The 16019-nt window shown below is 41.7% G+C and carries 16 protein-coding genes and 3 pseudogenes; 12 read left to right on the forward strand and 7 right to left on the reverse strand.

Features of this window, described 5'->3' with window-relative positions:
- The first annotated feature begins 137 nt into the window (after window positions 1-137).
- From BP896_RS05510 to mcm, 5 genes are all read left to right on the forward strand, one after another.
- On the forward strand, window positions 138-752 hold the full coding sequence (locus BP896_RS05510; protein WP_291766559.1) for an adenylate kinase: 615 nt from the start codon (window positions 138-140) through the stop codon (window positions 750-752).
- 60 nt (window positions 753-812) lie between these two features.
- Window positions 813-1322: a hypothetical protein gene (locus BP896_RS05515; protein WP_291766561.1), complete on the forward strand. Its 510-nt coding sequence runs from the start codon at window positions 813-815 to the stop codon at window positions 1320-1322.
- A complete protein-coding gene (locus BP896_RS05520) occupies window positions 1322-2143 on the forward strand; it encodes an AAA family ATPase (protein WP_291766563.1) in 822 nt (273 codons plus the stop codon). The genes BP896_RS05515 and BP896_RS05520 overlap by 1 nt, the downstream gene beginning before the upstream one ends.
- A gap of 73 nt (window positions 2144-2216) precedes the next feature.
- Window positions 2217-2735 (forward strand): DNA replication complex GINS family protein, encoded by a 519-nt coding sequence (locus BP896_RS05525; RefSeq protein WP_291766565.1) that lies wholly within the window; start codon window positions 2217-2219, stop codon window positions 2733-2735.
- Window positions 2728-4794, forward strand: coding sequence for a minichromosome maintenance protein MCM (gene mcm, locus BP896_RS05530; protein WP_291766567.1), 2067 nt, complete (start codon window positions 2728-2730; stop codon window positions 4792-4794). The genes BP896_RS05525 and mcm overlap by 8 nt, the downstream gene beginning before the upstream one ends.
- Window positions 4795-4898: 104 nt before the next feature.
- Here mcm and BP896_RS05535 read toward each other — a convergent pair whose 3' ends face one another.
- From BP896_RS05535 to BP896_RS05545, 3 genes are all read right to left on the reverse strand, one after another.
- A complete protein-coding gene (locus BP896_RS05535; protein ID WP_291766568.1) occupies window positions 4899-5774 on the reverse strand; it encodes a spermidine synthase in 876 nt (291 codons plus the stop codon).
- A gap of 281 nt (window positions 5775-6055) precedes the next feature.
- A complete protein-coding gene (locus BP896_RS05540; protein WP_291766569.1) occupies window positions 6056-7531 on the reverse strand; it encodes a hypothetical protein in 1476 nt (491 codons plus the stop codon).
- 2 nt (window positions 7532-7533) lie between these two features.
- On the reverse strand, window positions 7534-8280 hold the full coding sequence (locus BP896_RS05545) for an ABC transporter ATP-binding protein (protein ID WP_291766571.1): 747 nt from the start codon (window positions 8278-8280) through the stop codon (window positions 7534-7536).
- 109 nt (window positions 8281-8389) lie between these two features.
- On the opposite strand from BP896_RS05545, the gene BP896_RS05550 reads away from it, so the two are divergent.
- The 5 genes and pseudogenes from BP896_RS05550 to BP896_RS05570 all read left to right on the forward strand — a co-directional run bounded on the left by BP896_RS05550 (window position 8390) and on the right by BP896_RS05570 (window position 12019).
- Window positions 8390-9793: an MFS transporter gene (locus tag BP896_RS05550; protein WP_291766572.1), complete on the forward strand. Its 1404-nt coding sequence runs from the start codon at window positions 8390-8392 to the stop codon at window positions 9791-9793.
- A gap of 219 nt (window positions 9794-10012) precedes the next feature.
- Window positions 10013-10693 (forward strand): annotated as a pseudogene (locus BP896_RS05555) (ATP-binding protein).
- A 96-nt stretch (window positions 10694-10789) separates the two neighbouring features.
- Window positions 10790-11053, forward strand: a complete 264-nt coding sequence (locus BP896_RS05560) for a hypothetical protein (protein WP_291766574.1) — start codon at window positions 10790-10792, stop codon at window positions 11051-11053.
- Between the two features lie 233 nt (window positions 11054-11286).
- The gene (locus BP896_RS05565; RefSeq protein ID WP_291766576.1) at window positions 11287-11649 is read left to right on the forward strand and encodes a HEPN domain-containing protein; all 363 of its coding nucleotides are present in this window, start codon (window positions 11287-11289) and stop codon (window positions 11647-11649) included.
- A complete protein-coding gene (locus BP896_RS05570; protein ID WP_291766578.1) occupies window positions 11639-12019 on the forward strand; it encodes a nucleotidyltransferase domain-containing protein in 381 nt (126 codons plus the stop codon). The genes BP896_RS05565 and BP896_RS05570 overlap by 11 nt, the downstream gene beginning before the upstream one ends.
- A 141-nt stretch (window positions 12020-12160) precedes the next feature.
- Here BP896_RS05570 and BP896_RS05575 read toward each other — a convergent pair whose 3' ends face one another.
- Window positions 12161-12289, reverse strand: coding sequence for a hypothetical protein (locus tag BP896_RS05575; RefSeq protein WP_291766580.1), 129 nt, complete (start codon window positions 12287-12289; stop codon window positions 12161-12163).
- Between the two features lie 493 nt (window positions 12290-12782).
- Here BP896_RS05575 and BP896_RS05580 point away from each other — a divergent pair.
- A pseudogene (locus BP896_RS05580) lies at window positions 12783-13543 on the forward strand (phosphate ABC transporter ATP-binding protein).
- Window positions 13544-13660: 117 nt separating this feature from the next.
- Here the strand turns inward: BP896_RS05580 and BP896_RS05585 are convergent.
- From BP896_RS05585 to BP896_RS05595, 3 genes and pseudogenes are all read right to left on the reverse strand, one after another.
- Complete coding sequence (locus BP896_RS05585; protein ID WP_291766584.1) at window positions 13661-13798, reverse strand: hypothetical protein; 138 nt, start codon at window positions 13796-13798, stop codon at window positions 13661-13663.
- A gap of 211 nt (window positions 13799-14009) precedes the next feature.
- Window positions 14010-14220 (reverse strand): annotated as a pseudogene (locus BP896_RS05590) (type II toxin-antitoxin system CcdA family antitoxin); the annotation flags it as partial.
- Window positions 14221-14286: 66 nt separating this feature from the next.
- Window positions 14287-14730, reverse strand: a complete 444-nt coding sequence (locus BP896_RS05595) for a hypothetical protein (protein WP_291766587.1) — start codon at window positions 14728-14730, stop codon at window positions 14287-14289.
- Between the two features lie 92 nt (window positions 14731-14822).
- On the opposite strand from BP896_RS05595, the gene BP896_RS05600 reads away from it, so the two are divergent.
- Window positions 14823-15794, forward strand: a complete 972-nt coding sequence (locus tag BP896_RS05600; RefSeq protein ID WP_291766589.1) for a hypothetical protein — start codon at window positions 14823-14825, stop codon at window positions 15792-15794.
- Window positions 15795-16019: the final 225 nt, after the last annotated feature.

Consider the following 16019-nt stretch of genomic DNA (forward strand, 5'->3'; position numbering starts at 1 on the left):
TACGGGTTAAGAGCCCGCCGCTCTGGCCAGGCTGAGCTACGGGCCCTTCCTCATCTGCTATTAGTGGTGGGTTTATAAGGTTTTACCTTAAGCCTAATGCGCCTAAAGATTAAAAACCCAACTTAAGATTACCTTCTGTGAGGCTAATTGTTGTTGCCGTTCCTGGTGCTGGTAAGTCAACTATACTTGGGATTGTTAAGAGTAAATTACCTGATGTGACTGTTGTTAATTACGGTGACTACATGTTTGATGTTGCCAAGAGGCGTTACGGGATAACGCATAGGGATGAGATGAGGAGGAAGCTACCCCTCAGTGAGTATAGGAGAGTTCAGGAAATAGCCGCTGAGGAGATTGCTAAATTACCCGGCGATACTCTAATAGATACCCACGCCGCAATAAGGATGGGTGGTGGCTTCTACCCTGGCTTACCCAGTAGGATTGTGGAGAGGCTAATGCCTGATGCAATAATTGTGCTTGAGTTTAACCCAATGGATATTATTCAGAGGAGGATGAAGGATGAGGCCCTTAGGATTAGGGAGAAGGAGACTCCCCAGGAGATTGAGCTTCATCAATTGGCTAATAGGCATTACGCCTTCGCGGCAGCCAATGAGGCTGAGTGCCCTGTCTACATACTTGACTTCCATAATAAGGTTCAGGAGAAGCCATTTCAACACGCTGAGGAGGCTGCAGCATTCATAGTTGACTTACTGATTAAGAATAGGCAGAGTAGCTTAAATGCACCTCAGCCTTAGTAATGAAGGTATTGAATCATAAATGATACACTAATAAAACACCAGTAAGGTTAACTTAACGTGCCTATTAATGAGAGGAAGCTAGCCATAGTCTCAGGCATTGTGCTTGGGGAGGATTCTGAAGCTGGGATTAGCGTTAGGTTAAGTGAATTAAGGCAAGTCTTATCCAGGAGGGTTAGTAATCCTGATGCAGTAATAGGGAAGCTCACTGAGGAGGGCGTGTTTAAAATGGAGAAGGTCGGGGGCGGCTTCAGGGTCATTATTCAATACACGCCTGAGGTGAGGGGTATATACAGTAATGTGATTGAGCCAACAATATCATTCGATGACTTCGTTAAGGAGTTGAACAACGCAGTAATTAAGTACGCCAACCCAGCAACAGGCTATGCTGACTTGGGTGCTGTTATGAAGCATGTATGTGGTAGGCTGGGTATAGGGGAACTGGACTTCGACCAATTGTTCCTTAAGGCCATTAGAATTAATGGGAGGAGGTACGTGCTGAGTTACGGTGGATCACATAGAATTAGGGTTGGTTCAGGGTACTATGGGTTAGTTAAGGTGATTCCATAATGCAAAGCAAGTTATTAGCCACACCGGAGAGGGCCAATATACTGCTTGGGCCATCTTGGAGGGCTGTGAAGGATAAGGTAATGGGTATGATTAATGACTACCAGTTAATGGCCCTAGTGGGTAGGGCCGGGTCAGGTAAGACTCACATGGTCCTAAACCTATGCAGTGAACTTAGGAGGGAGTGGTTATGCATGTACCTTGATGCAGCCCAGTTAATTGATAAGAGGCTTGGCCAATTATTGAGTGTAGCTGTTAAGGATAATGAGGACTTCATTAAGGGGGTCTTGAGGGTGGCCAAGTCAAAGAGGCTTAGTAATGCATTATCTAGGTTTATTAAGTTAAGTATTAATGACCTCATGGCAGCATCCTTGAATTATCCTGTGGACTTCCTAACAATGCTCCATGACTTAACCCTAGCCGTTGGCTTAAGGGGCTTAGTAATAATTATCGATGAGGGTGCCTTAAGTCAAGATGACCAATCAATAGGGGGATTCATAACTGCGGTACATACTTTAAGAAACACAATGCCTAGGTTAAGCGGCTTAAGGGTTATCTTAACCATGCTTCCCGATGTGGTTGATTACATTGCTAAAAACGACCCACCACTCTTCGAGATACTGAACATGGGTGTAATCAATATGCCTGATTACGTAACTGAAGAGGATTTAATGGAAGTGGCTGATGCATATGGCTTGAATGGTGAATTACTTGGATTAATTAAAGCAAGCAACTTATCAATGAGGCAAATCATATGTGTAGCTGAGTTGAAGGACCTCCAGAAGTGTGGGCTTCAAGGTGAGGTTGAGGTAACCATAACTTAATACTTTAAGTTAATTATAGGGAAGTATTTTACCTAATTCCCTTATAAGGTCCCCAGCCTAAGTAGCACTAGGCATGCCATCAGTGTTATCTGTGATTTCAACGGCGGTGGCTGGGCAGGGGATTAAGGTCATTGTTAGTAGAGATATACCTAAGGTGGAGGTTAATGGAATCTCCTTTGGAGGCTACTCCACGGGTGATTTAGTCACATTACCAGTGCCTCTGGTTGAGAGGCTTCTTAGGCGTAGGTATGTTTCATTAACTCAACAGGACTTAGTTACAGTAGATGATGTTAAGAGGATTCACTGGACTGAGGGTAAGGATACTGAATTAACTAAGCTTGATAAGTTATTCTACGTTAAGGCTAGGTTAAGCGCATTAAGTAATGGCCAGGGTAATTCAAGGGAATTAATGCTTGCCTTAAAGGACTTAATCTCCATTAGGCTTAAGAAGATACTGAACATGATTAGCGTATCACCATCAGGCTTACCTCAGGAAATCATGGATAAGTTAACCATTGAGGAGGAGCTGCTTGTTAAGGAGTTAACTAGGGTTATTAATCCATGGTTCAGCATGGTGATTAACAGTGAGTAATGAGGAGCTGCTTCAATTAAGTAGGGATGAGTTGGTTAATAGGATTGAGAAATTCCTGAGGCAGGTTGAGAAGTATGATGAGGAGTTAAGCCTAGTTATTGTGAATAGGAGGAGGTCACTTGTAGTGGACTTCAATGATCTCCTACTCTACGATAAGCAGTTAGCCGACTACTTGATTGAGAAGCCTGACTTAGTAACTGAAAGCGCCTCAGAGGCGGTTAGTAGGCTAATAGCGGAAAAGGACCCTGAGTACGCTAGGCTTGTTCCAAGATTCCACGCCAGGTTTAGGTTAAGCCCAATGGAGAGGATGAGCATTAGGAGGCTTAGGAGCGAGCATTTAGGTAGGTTTGTTTCAATTGAGGGTATTGTGCTTAGGCAGACGCCACCTATGCACTACGTTAAGATGGCTAAGTTCAGGTGTAATCAATGTGGATATGAGGTAACGGTAACCACTGACACATACACCTCACTTCAACCACCCAAGAAATGCCCCCAATGCGGTGCAGTGAATTCAATGGTTTTTGTAACCGAGGAGTCGGTGATAACTGACTGGCAGAAGATACTTATTCAAGAGAAGCCTGAGGAGACTCCATCAGGTCAATTACCAAGGAGTATTGAAGCCGTCTTAACCGATGACCTAGTTGACACGGTTAAACCCGGCGATAGGGTTATGCTGAGTGGGGTGCTTGAGATAAACTTATTTGAACCAAGGAGAGGAAAGTTACCGGTATTCTCAAGGCTTATTAATGTTAATTACATTGAGAGCCTACAGAAGGAGTTCGCTGAAATAGAAATAACACCCCAGGATGAGCAGGAGATAAGGAAATTAGCCATGCTTCCTGACATTAAGGAGAGGATTATTGCATCAATAGCACCCTCAATATATGGCCTCGACGACGTCAAGGAGGCTATAGCCTGCCTACTCTTCGGTGGAGTACCTAAGGAACTGCCTGATGGAACGAGGATAAGAGGCGACATACATGTTCTACTGGTCGGTGATCCAGGTACTGCTAAGTCGCAGTTACTTAAATACGTGGCCAGGATAGCCCCAAGGGCAGTCTACACCACTGGTAAGGGATCTACAGCAGCTGGTTTAACGGCAGCTGTGGTTAGGGATGGGTTAACCGGTGAATTCTACCTTGAGGCTGGTGCACTAGTCTTAGCTGATATGGGGGTTGCTGTGGTTGATGAGATTGATAAGATGGATGCTAAGGATAGGGTAGCCATGCATGAAGCCATGGAGCAGCAGACAGTCTCAATAGCTAAAGCCGGCATATTAGCCACACTTAACGCCAGGGCAAGCGTCCTAGCAGCCTCAAACCCAGCCTTCGGTAGGTACCTACCCAATAGGACTGTGGCCGAGAATGTTGACTTACCTGTAACCCTATTGTCAAGGTTTGATCTAATATTCATAATTAAAGATGAGCCTAACATTGATAGGGATAGAACTGTGGCTGAGCATGTGGCTAAGTTACACTCAGGTGAACTGACTCAAGGCTTCAGGAACATGATTAGGGTTGATTTACTTAGGAAGTATATTGCGTACGCCAGGAAGTACGTTAAGCCAGTCCTCACTCCTGAGGCTAAGGATAGGATAGTGGGCTTCTACACTCAAATGAGGGCTAAATCAACCCAGGAGGCTGGCTCACCGGTAGCTATTACTGCTAGGCAGCTTGAGGCCTTGATTAGGTTAACTGAGGCTGAGGCTAAGATGAGGCTAAGCAGCATAGCCACCGCTGAGGATGCTGAGAGGGCCATTAGGTTATTCATGAGGTTCCTGCAGAGTGTTGGTATTGATATGGAGACCGGTAACATCGACATTGACGTAATCATGACTGGTAAGCCCAGGAGCCAGCAGGAGAAGATTGCCTTACTAATGAGCCTAATAGCTAAGCTTGAGCAGATTAATAATAATAAGCCAATTAAGGTTGAGGAACTTTATAGGGAGGCTGAGAATGAGGGGCTTGATAGGGGTACTGTGGATAAGATATTAAGCATACTTAAGAGTAATGGTGAAATATACGCACCTAAGCAGGGTTACATTAAGAGAACAGTCTAATTTTCAGCCGGTACGTGAATACTTCACTCCTCCGCCACGAGGGCTCTCATCACTGTTAAATTAGGCTAAGGGCCTCTTTTAAACTACACTAATGAGGGGTGAAATTAAGTTCGGCTATAGGAGCCTAAGGTCATTAATGCTGAGTGTACTTTACCATTATAGAACCTTGTCTTAACACCGTTAACCCTCAAAACTGCATCAACTATATCACTACTTAACTTAACTGGATTAACCCCCTTGGTTGCTAGGATGAAGCTTTCAGCGTACATGAATGACGGTACCCAAACCTGGTATTCAGTGACTAGAGGGAAAATTAATTTAACAATATCGTAAACAAGCCTATACTCCTTAGGGAATAGGAAGCTTGAACCAGCCTGCACAATTAATGCCCCATTATCATTAAGCATACTGTAAATACCCTTAATCACATCAACTGAGTAGACCTTAGCACCAATCTCTGATCCATATGGGTCCGTTAAATCCATTACAATAACATCAAACTTCTCCCCAGCGGCTGCAGTATTCCTAACATAATCAACGGCATCCTGGTAAATCTCCTTAACCCTTGGGTCCTTGAATGAGTCATTGTGGAACTCCTTAAGGTACTCCTTAACGTACTTAATTAACTCATAGTCTATATCCACTGTAATAACCTCCTTAACACTACTATACTTCACAACCTCCCTCAAGGCGGCACCCTCACCAGTACCCAATATTAGTACCCTCTCAGGTTTACCAACAGCCACCATAGCTGGGTGAACTAGGGACTCATGGTAAATGTACTCATCAACCTGAGCCGACTGTAGAATGCCGTCTAGGAAAAGCGCCTTACCGAAATCCTCAAGCTCAACTATGAGGACATGCTGGTACTTAGTCCTTTCATTAACTAAAACCCTCCTAACACTCATATATGCCCAAGTGTGAGGCGCAACATATTGAACGCATTGAAGTGGCATGGGTATTACATATCCATTACTCATAGATTTAAGGCTAGGCAGTGGGTTTATTACTATACCCCTAAGCATATTCACTCCGTAATTCAGGAAGTACCGACGATGTGGCTTAAGTAGCTTATATCACCCTCATAAGGAGTATCTGAAGTATGGGGATGCTCTAGTGGAATTGAAACCCCATAAATAGTGGGCCTTAGCTACTGCACAGTAAATACTGGCTATGAATCAAATATTAATGCGTATAATATAGCTCCTCCTTATCTCCACATTAATTCATCTGTAAGTTAACTTACCACTGAGGTAAGCTATTAGTGCCTCTTACTTAACCTAGTAAGTACCACCAGCATTATTAGGAATTCCACCATGGAAATTAGGAACATTATGAATGATGGTATTACGTATCCACCAATCATCATATGGGTTATTATTAATGCTGCTGTAGGTAAACCCTCAATAATCATTATTACTAAGGCGTAGAGTATCATTATTAGGATTGATGATGCAGACCCCTCCCTCATACTTAACTCGAAGAGGTTAGCCATGGCTCCTGCGGCAGCCATTGGTAAGCCGAAGGCTAATACTACTGGTACCTGGAGGTTAATTGGTAATTTGTATACCAGTATTAACACTGATATGGGCATCATGGCTACGTAGTAGGCTATTAAGGTTACCAGGAGTTTACTAGCTAAGTTCCTTAATGGGGTTATTGGTAGGAGCCTAAAGGCAATGGCGCCCCTTAACTCACTTAAGTAGAGGGTATAGGGTATGAATGCCATAATGGCGCTAAGTTCAATAACGTAGGTTAACAGTAATGCTGGGCTTAGCCTAACACCACCTGTAACCACTGTGAATACTATTACCACCCAGTAACTCACTGGGATCGCCCATATTCCAGCCATCCTTGATCTAAAGGATTGAATTAAATCAACCCTAATAAGCGCCATGAGTGGATTCCTAATCTTAAATCCCTTGAATCCACTAGCCTTAACGACTTGAAACTGCACTGTGTATTCAAGAATCTCATTACCAACCCTCTGAAGCATTAGGTATGCAGCTATAATGAAGGCTACCGTGTATATTATCGTTAAGTAGAATGCTGTATTAAGCCCATTAATGAATAAGCCACTGGTCACCGGCATTAGGGATAGAATGGGGTTGAGTTGGCTTGGATTAATATTAATTGCGTAGCCAAGGATTATTACCGCAATCATTATTGGGATTACTGCAGTAATCCTGGAGAAACCCCTTATTGCACCACTAGCCTTCTCAGCAATTAATATGAAACCCGCCGCCAATATTACTCCTAAGGAAACACCCTGAAGCGTACCCAAGAGTGGGTAAGGTATGCCGCCCATTATTATTGATAATAGTACTGATACTGCTATTGAAACGTAGATGGGGGTATCCATCATCATGAATAGCGATAGCATTGAGATTAACCTAATAAGCCTAGGTTCAATGGGTAATGTTACCAGTAAGCTCCTAACGTTATCAATCTGCTGTAGCGAGAAGGTGACGTTTAATAGGGATGAGAAGATTATGAAGAATGAGCCTGTTAATGTCTCTATTAGGCTTACACTAGGTCTTTTAAGGGCATAAGGTATGGCTCCCATTAAACCCACGTAGAAGCCCATTAAAACGCTGAGTATTATCTTGTTAATCCTAGACATCTTAACAGCCCTCTCAATATTCATCGGCCTTAGGCCACTTATCCTAGATGCAGTATAACCTTGATACATTAACTCCTTGGACAGTACTGAAGCCAATTTACGTACGCTTACCATTATTAAAGACCCTCCAATATACTTCTAATCTCCTCATCAGCATGTATAGCCTTTAAGAATGCGTCCTCCAATGTACCTGCATTAGCCTCCTCCTTAATCTTACCTGGGGTACCTTCAGTAATTAGTATACCTCCATTAATTATACCAATCCTACTACACACCCTCTCGGCAACCTCCATTATGTGTGTTGAGAATAGTATTGAGCCCCCATTCTCAACATGCCTCTGCATTAATTCCTTAAGTATCCTAACGGATTTAACGTCAAGGAAGTTAAATGGTTCATCAAGTAGCAGTAGCCTCGGCTCATGCATTAATGCAGCCACAATAGCCACCTTCTGCCTATTGCCAGCTGATAACGCTGCTATTGGGGTATTTATGTAATCCTTTAACTCAAAGGCCTCTAAAAGCGCCTCAACTCTCTTAGCATTGAAAATACCCCTAATTGATCCAAGGAACTCAAGGAACTCCTTCACGGTTAAGGCTTCTAGGACCGCTGGAGTTTCCATAACAACCCCCACATGATTCATGATTGCTGGTGATGGAGGGCCAAGGTTAAGTATGTTTATTGAACCCTCATACTTAACTAAACCCAATATGGCCTTAATGGTGGATGTCTTACCAGCCCCATTAGGGCCTAGGAGGCAGTAAACTTCACCATTATTAACAGTGAAGCTTATACCCTTAACGGCAACCTTCTCCCCATACTTAACCACAAGCTTCTCAACCTTAAGCATACCATTATTGCTCATTAGACATGCAGCTTGAATTAATTCTTAAAAACTTAACTCATTAAGTTTAATTAAGTTAAGGAATTAGGTAATGTGCTTAACTTAAAAAGTAAGCACCAGTGTAGTTCGTATGGAGGCTGTAAGGGTCATGAAGAGGCTCATATTATTTACCACCTCATTAGCGGCATTTCAAACACCCTTCAATTCCACGGTCCTATCATTCATAGTTCCTGTGCTTGGTAGGTACTTCCATGCTCCACTCTACATGTTGGTTTACGTGCCTGTGGTTTACCTGATACCATTACCAACATTAATGGTGCTACTGGGTAGGTTTGCTGATATTTACGGTAGGGTAAGAATCTTTAGAATTGGGTTCACCCTATTCATAGTGGGCTCACTTATGGGTACTCTATCACCTAGTATTTTCGCCCTAATAGCATCATCATTAATTATGGGCCTTGGGTCATCAATACTATCACCAAGCTCCACAGCCATAGTTAGCCAAGTATTTCCAGAGGGTGAGAGGGGATTTGCATTAGGCATTAATGCAATGGCTGTTTACGTGGGCTTAACATCAGCACCATTCCTAGGTGGGTTAATTACCCAATTCCTCAGCTGGAGGGCCGTATTATTAATAACCACGCTGCTCTCAATAATTGGCTTAGTAACATCATTCATATCCATGAGGGGTATTGACTTAACTAAACATGGTACACCTATTGATGCAGCTGGTGCAGCCTCGTTCTCAATAGCCCTCCTCTCAATAGTCATATTCATGATACTGGCAGCCGCTGGTGATTGGTTAAGTTACATTTACCTGCCTGTGATTAGTGTGGTTTCACTCGCATTATTTATATTAATTGAAAGAAGTGTTAAGGACCCTATGCTTGACTTAAATTTATTCACTCATAATATATCATTCATGGCTGGCAACGTGACTGCCTTACTTAATTACATAAGCACGTACTCAGTACCATTCCTATTCTCACTCTACCTACAGGCAATACTCGGCTACTCACCCTTCAATTCTGGCCTAATACTCGTTCCTGAACCCATATTCATGGCGATCCTTTCACCCATTAGTGGTAGGTTATCCGACATCTACGGTTCAAGGGAAGTGGCTGCGTTGGGAATGGGGCTCATAGGGGTAGCATTCATAATGCTTCTAACTCTTAACCTAAGAAGTGTGGTTAACGTGGTGGCTGCATTATCAGTGTTGGGTATAGGCTTCGGCTTCTTCTCAGCACCCAATACTAATTCAGTAATGGGTTCAGTTACGCGGGATAAGTATGGTGTAGCATCAGGAGTATTAGGTACCATGAGGTTCACAGGTCAATTACTAAGCATAACACTAGCCAGTGCAATACTAGCAAAGTACTTAGGCAAGTACACTGCATTATACTTATTCACTGGGGTACCATTAACGGGTACTGTAGTGTATGGTTTATTCACTGCAGGGTTAAGGATAATGTTCATAATAGCCGCAGTATTAAGCTTCATAGGCGCATACACGTCACTACTCCGTGAAAGTTAATTCACTTAAGGGGGCATTAACCAGGAATAAGTTCAAATAATACAGCAACTCACCATAATTAACAATGCCTACCTCCTTAATAAGCCTCTTAATAATCATCTAAATAATACCATGTTAAACTCTATGTTGAAAACACTGTGTGAACCAAGTAAGTTAAGCATATTGTATGAAGACTATGCTTAAGGGGAAATTAAAGAATCTAGGATATTAATAATGTTAATGCATTTAAGGGCTTGTGAGAATTACCTAGAGAATGTGCTACCCAGATTCGTTGATAGAGTTATGGAACTTAATTGGCTTAGGGATTGGAGCTCAGGTTTCAGGTATGTGCCCCTATATATTTATGGCCCTGAGGGTTGTGGTAAGACGAGGCTACTTAAGGAGTTTGCCAGGAAGTTTAGTTAATACTTTGGCAATGAAGGTATTGCAGTTTACGTTGACGCCACTGAGGGCGTTGATTTAAATAAGGCGTTGCTTACTTCCCCAAATGTTGAATTAATGATGGATGCGGTTAATGCATTAGTAAGCGGCTTTACCGGTGAAGGTGTTGGTAAGGCATTGGCTAAAACAATCACTTTAATAATTGAAAAGGCTATGAAAAATGGGCTTGAAGGTAAGTACATCCTCCTGGCGATTGATGATGTTGCTAAACCAATGGGCCTTGGTAGCATTGAATGGTGCATTAAATGGCTTTATGAATACATGCAGAAGTTCATGAATGAGCATAGGCCTAAGGCCATAAACATTATCGCCACTACATCAGAGGGTGAAAGCTTAAGGCTACTATTTAGGCATAATTACCTAGCCACTAGGTTAATTTGGAATCTTGATAAGGAGTCCTTTAGGGAACTATATGAATCACTTAATCCAATGGCTAAACCGGATTTTGAAGATCTTTAGTCATTACAAGGTGGTAACCCAAGGGCACTTTAGGAATTAGCTACTACCTTCAATTGGAACTTAACTGCATATAGGGATTCAGTAATGGAGAGGCTTATGCCGGTGATTAATGAGGTTAAGGGTAAGGGATTAACAAGGGAATTAATGGAGGTGATAAATGACCCAGATGTAATTCAACGTGAACCAACCAGTAGGTTAATGGAATTGAATGAAATACTGACGAAGAATAGCTTAATAATTTATAAATGGGTTACCACCATTGGAGGCACCAAGGTACCCAGGGACCAGGGGCTTGGCATAGGCGAATACTATGCATGGCAATTACCTATTTACCGAATAATAAAGCAATCACTAACATAACGCAATCCACACCATTAAATTTCGAAAACCATGAGAAGCCGGCCATTGAATCCATAACCCATATATTAGGTGTTTGCCGTAAATCATTCAGAAACGTAGTTAAGCAAATACCAGGTAATACTCTAAAACTCGTTTAAAGCTAAGTGGGATTTAAGCGCTATACAGTACTTAACCTAATTAAGGTGCGTTAATTAATGATGTAGTGTTTTTATTCTAGGACAAGCCTACACCCAGTGGCTTCACGTTGGTATAATAGGGCTGAGCGGTATAGGGGATTGAGTAGGGATATGGTTGATAGGGGCCTTTACAATGAGGCTTGCTTCTTCGCGCATCAGGCTGTTGAATTCTACATTAAGGGTAAGTTAATTGAGTTAACTGGTTCCAGGCCTTATACGCATTCAATAGCCGCATTACTGGAGCAGTTACTGGGTATACTTCAGAGGAGGCCTAATGGTGAGGTGGTTAAGTGCGCTAAGTTACTTACTGAACAATACGTAAGCTCCAGGTACCCTGATGCGCGAATGCTTGATTACGATAGGGATGATGCTGAGGAGTGCCTAAGATGCATGGAATTGGTGCTTAGTAATGTTGTTTAGGGGAGTCTTCCTTAGAATGCATGAGGAGGTTGAGTATTGGATTAAGTTATTGTGTAGTAGGGGCTTTACAGTCATCTTATTTGGTTCAAGGGCTAGGGGTGAGGCAAGGATTGACAGTGACTGGGACCTAGTAATTATTGGTGATGCCCAACCCATTGAACCACCCAATGATCTTGCCCAAGCACACTTCGCAACATCATCAATGGCTGAAGCTGAGATTAGGAGATTTAATACAATATTCATAGATGCATTCTATGAGGGTAAGCTAATATGCGGTGATAATGAATTATTCAATAGGCTTAAAGCCCTTACACTTGAGGTAACTAGAGGATTCATGAAAACTAAGGATGGGTGGTTTAAGGCTAGTTAATTAATTTAAGCCTAATAAAACTAATAAGCAGTAATTAAGCGCTTAATTCACTAAATATATAGTATTTTTATTAATATATAAATGAGTATTTTACTAAGTTAAGGAATTTAAATCTCCATGCCCTAACCCTCTAGCCGCAGCTCAAAATCCATCAACTAGTGAATTCGTTAAGCCAAGCATTACGAGTATTCTTAATGCATTAAATGCAGCTAACACATCAGCCTTACCCAGCGTACTTGATAACTGGAATCCATACGCAGGTATATTCATGAACATGAAGGCCCCGAATGCCTACCCGATAGTCGGTGGAACATACTTACACTTTAAGGCAACTTATACCGACTGCACTAAGGCGGCAGTCATCTACTTATTCACCAAGTACATATTAACTCAGGGCCAAGGGGGATTTACTTGAGGGTTACGTGCAGCTCCCCAGTGGCATAGCTCAAAAGCTCTTAAGCAACATTAATGCTTGAGAGTAGTTTATTTCTCGTAGCCACTGCAGTGGCCATAGCGGCACCATTATCAGTAATCTCTGCACTATACATTATTATTTACGAAAACTCCCCATTAGCCAAATTAGGCAGTACCTACTTGAATTAGTGGTAGAGTTCCCAACAATAGTGATAGGAATATCCGTGTTCTTGTTCTTTGGCTTAATATTGAATTTTGGTTTAAGCGCATTAACGGCACTGGTGCTCTCAATTATAGTGCTGAGCATTTACTTAACCGTTAAATTAACATTAACAAGAGGTGAACAGTCATGAATTCAAACGCAGTAATAAACATTTATAGCCTCAATGTTTGGTTAGGGAACAATCACGTGTTAAAGGATATTAAAGGCGTTCATATACCCAGGAATAGTGTATTTGCAATAATGGGTCCTTCAGGTTCAGGTAAGTCCACATTACTTAAGGCGCTGAATAGAATAATAGAGTTATATAAGGATGCTAAGGTTGAGGGTAAGGTAACCCTTAATGGTGAAGACATATTTAGTATACCACCCAATGTTTTAAGGAGGAATATAGGTATGGTTTTCCAACAGCCTAACCCATTCCCCCACATGAGCATTTACGACAATATAGCCTATGCCTTAAGAGCTCATGGCATGGTGAGGGATAAGCGTGAGCTGAATGATGCAGTTAGGCTAGCACTTGAGCGTGTTGGCTTATGGAGTGAGGTCAAGGATAGGTTAAACTCACCTGCAGGTAAGCTCTCAGGTGGGCAGCATCAGAGGTTAGTTATATCAAGAGCCCTTGCGTTAAAGCCTGAAGTACTCCTAATGGATGAACCAACATCAATGGTTGATGTTGTGAATGCAAGAAGAATTAAGAAGCTGATCCTAGAGTTAAGTAAGGATATAGCTATAGTATTAGTATCCCATGACCCACAGCAGGTACTGAGGATCTCCAACTACGTGGCATTCCTATATAATGGCAGGTTAATTGAATGGGCCCCACCCAGAGGATATTCACCTCACCTACAAGTAGCCTTACAGAAATGTACGTTGCAGGTAAGGTTTAATTAAGATTATTACAAGGCTGCTGGTTAAGTTTTCCATCATCACTTTACCACAACAATACTCAATTTAATAATGCCATGATAGTACTTAATCTCGGTATCGCGTATCATTATTCATCTTCATTTAGCAAACTCCATAAAGCTAGTGGCATTACTAGTTGATTTAAGTATCCGCTTATCATTAGTCACTAATGCCATGCTTTCCGCAGTATACGCGTAGCCTGCATCATAGAAGGTTAAACCCCTACTTAATGACACCTTCAATACTTCAGCAAACGGTAATTACGTTAATTTCCTCAAGTAACCTCTGAATTAATTCAGCAACTTTATAAGGATCCTTAATACGCTTTAATAGGTATGCTTCCTTCCATAATGCATTACCAACCATTTCGCTAATAATATTACTCTGTTGGATTAGTAGAAATAATGCTGATGTATCAAATAGGTATTTATCTTGAATCCCTATCCCCCTAATTACTTTAACCCACTCCTCATCACTAATACCATTAAATTAAGTATTTAAGCTCATTGGCTATTTCCCTTAGTAATTCCTTTCTCCTCTCCTCAATGGCCTCCTCAAGAACTCTCTCAATAACCTCCCTAATGTTAATGCCAAGCTCCTCAGCCTTCTCTTTCAATTCCCTCCTAACCCTAACACTAAGGGCAACTGTGGAAACCATATAATACTTGATTCCGTATTATAAATCCTTCATATACATGAAAGTGGGATACGTATGGATATTTGGTTATTCCTGAATCTCAATGGCCTTAAGTAACCTCCTTAACTTAACATACTGATCCCTAAACTCCACAGTGGTGAATGCTTGAAGTAATGCTAACGCTATCACCGCTACTATGTCGAATTTAATTAAGCCGAGGATCACCAGTATTGCGTAGGTTATTGTTAAGGCTGTTGCGGACCCAATGTAGAATGATGCCCTAGGCAATATACTTGATCTAACTATTATGGCGCCCTCAATTACACCACTCCTCTTAATAGCCCTATACCCGTCAGTATCCTTAACCACTAGGTTAAGCATTCTTAAATGCTCCAAATGGTGGTGGGCTAAGCCGGAGCTAGATAAGCCTAAGGCCCTCTGAACCTCCCTGGCACTCATAGGCCTACCCTCCTTAAGCAGTAGGATATATATCCTCAATGCTGTCTCACTAAGCTTAATGTCACTACCCACAATGTTGAAGAATACTAGTTCTTTAAAACCTAGGCGCTAGTACGCCACGTACTACGTGATAGATAAATTAACTTTTAGATCAGTAGCCTCCTATGAAATCCAGCCCACTAGTAATTACCGCAATGACCCTGGCCATAGTAGTTGCAGTAATGGCTCAGTTAACCCACGTATATGTAGCATTAACCAATAATACTACAGCCACAATAATACCTAGTGAAATCGCATTAACCACCACTAATACATCAGTGATTAAGCAGTATAATTTAATGAAGATTTATGTACTAATCATAGATTATGAAGGCCATGTAATCACTTCATATCTCATCAATGGTTCAAAAATAATTACTGCAGAGGGCATTGAACGCATTACAATCAATAACTCCCTGGATTACTACGTCTTAGCCATTAACACGGCGTCACATTGGTTTGGGTACATTAAGGTGCCTGGTAACGTACTGAATGAGGTTATTAGGAGCGGTAATTACACCCTATATTCGTGGACTATATCTAACGTTAAGCTTAAACCCCTTAACCAATACCCCAGATCAAGCCTTGGCATAATCATTAAGGCGCCTAATGGTGAATTAATTAAAGGTGGCACATTATGCATCCACCCAATGATAAATGGTTCATCTCAATGCATAGAGGTTACAACAGGTATTGTGAAGTTCAGTAACTTAACCATTGAACCCTACTTAGTATTCTATGAGAAGGAATTCCTCGTAAACTTCACCACTAACATATATGGTTATACTGTAAATACTGCATTAACCGTTTACCTTACTGGGCAATGGATATTAATCCCAAATAACGGAACAGTGGCTGTGGTGCCAAGCGTATTTACGCAGCGGTACGCACCTTCCGGTTATTACCTTTATGAGCCTGCAGTATTAGCATCACCAGCCTATGCGGTAAAAATTGAAATAACAACCATTTCATTAACCTCACTTTTTCCTCCACGCTTATTCAATATTAGTTACATTGTGGTGGCTTTAATGCTAATCGCATCAATACTCGGTGGCGTAATAGCGCTACTAATAGTGCCAAGAACCATTAGGAAGTAACCTATTCCCTTTAGGGTTAGGATTTTATGAGTTTAATACTATGCCTCAATAGGTTGAATTAGAGATAGCCCTCTTAGCCTGTACCATAAGCGTGGGTTAACCTACTTACTCTTCATTTCGCATATTTCCTCCCTTAAGTCAACTTGAGTCCTCCTAATTTTCTATGAAATGCATTAAACCGTTAACTAACCCTCTTCTACTACTATCTTAATACTTCATTAAGCC

The organism is Caldivirga sp. UBA161 (genome assembly GCF_002506515.1).
GTDB lineage: Archaea > Thermoproteota > Thermoprotei > Thermoproteales > Thermocladiaceae > Caldivirga.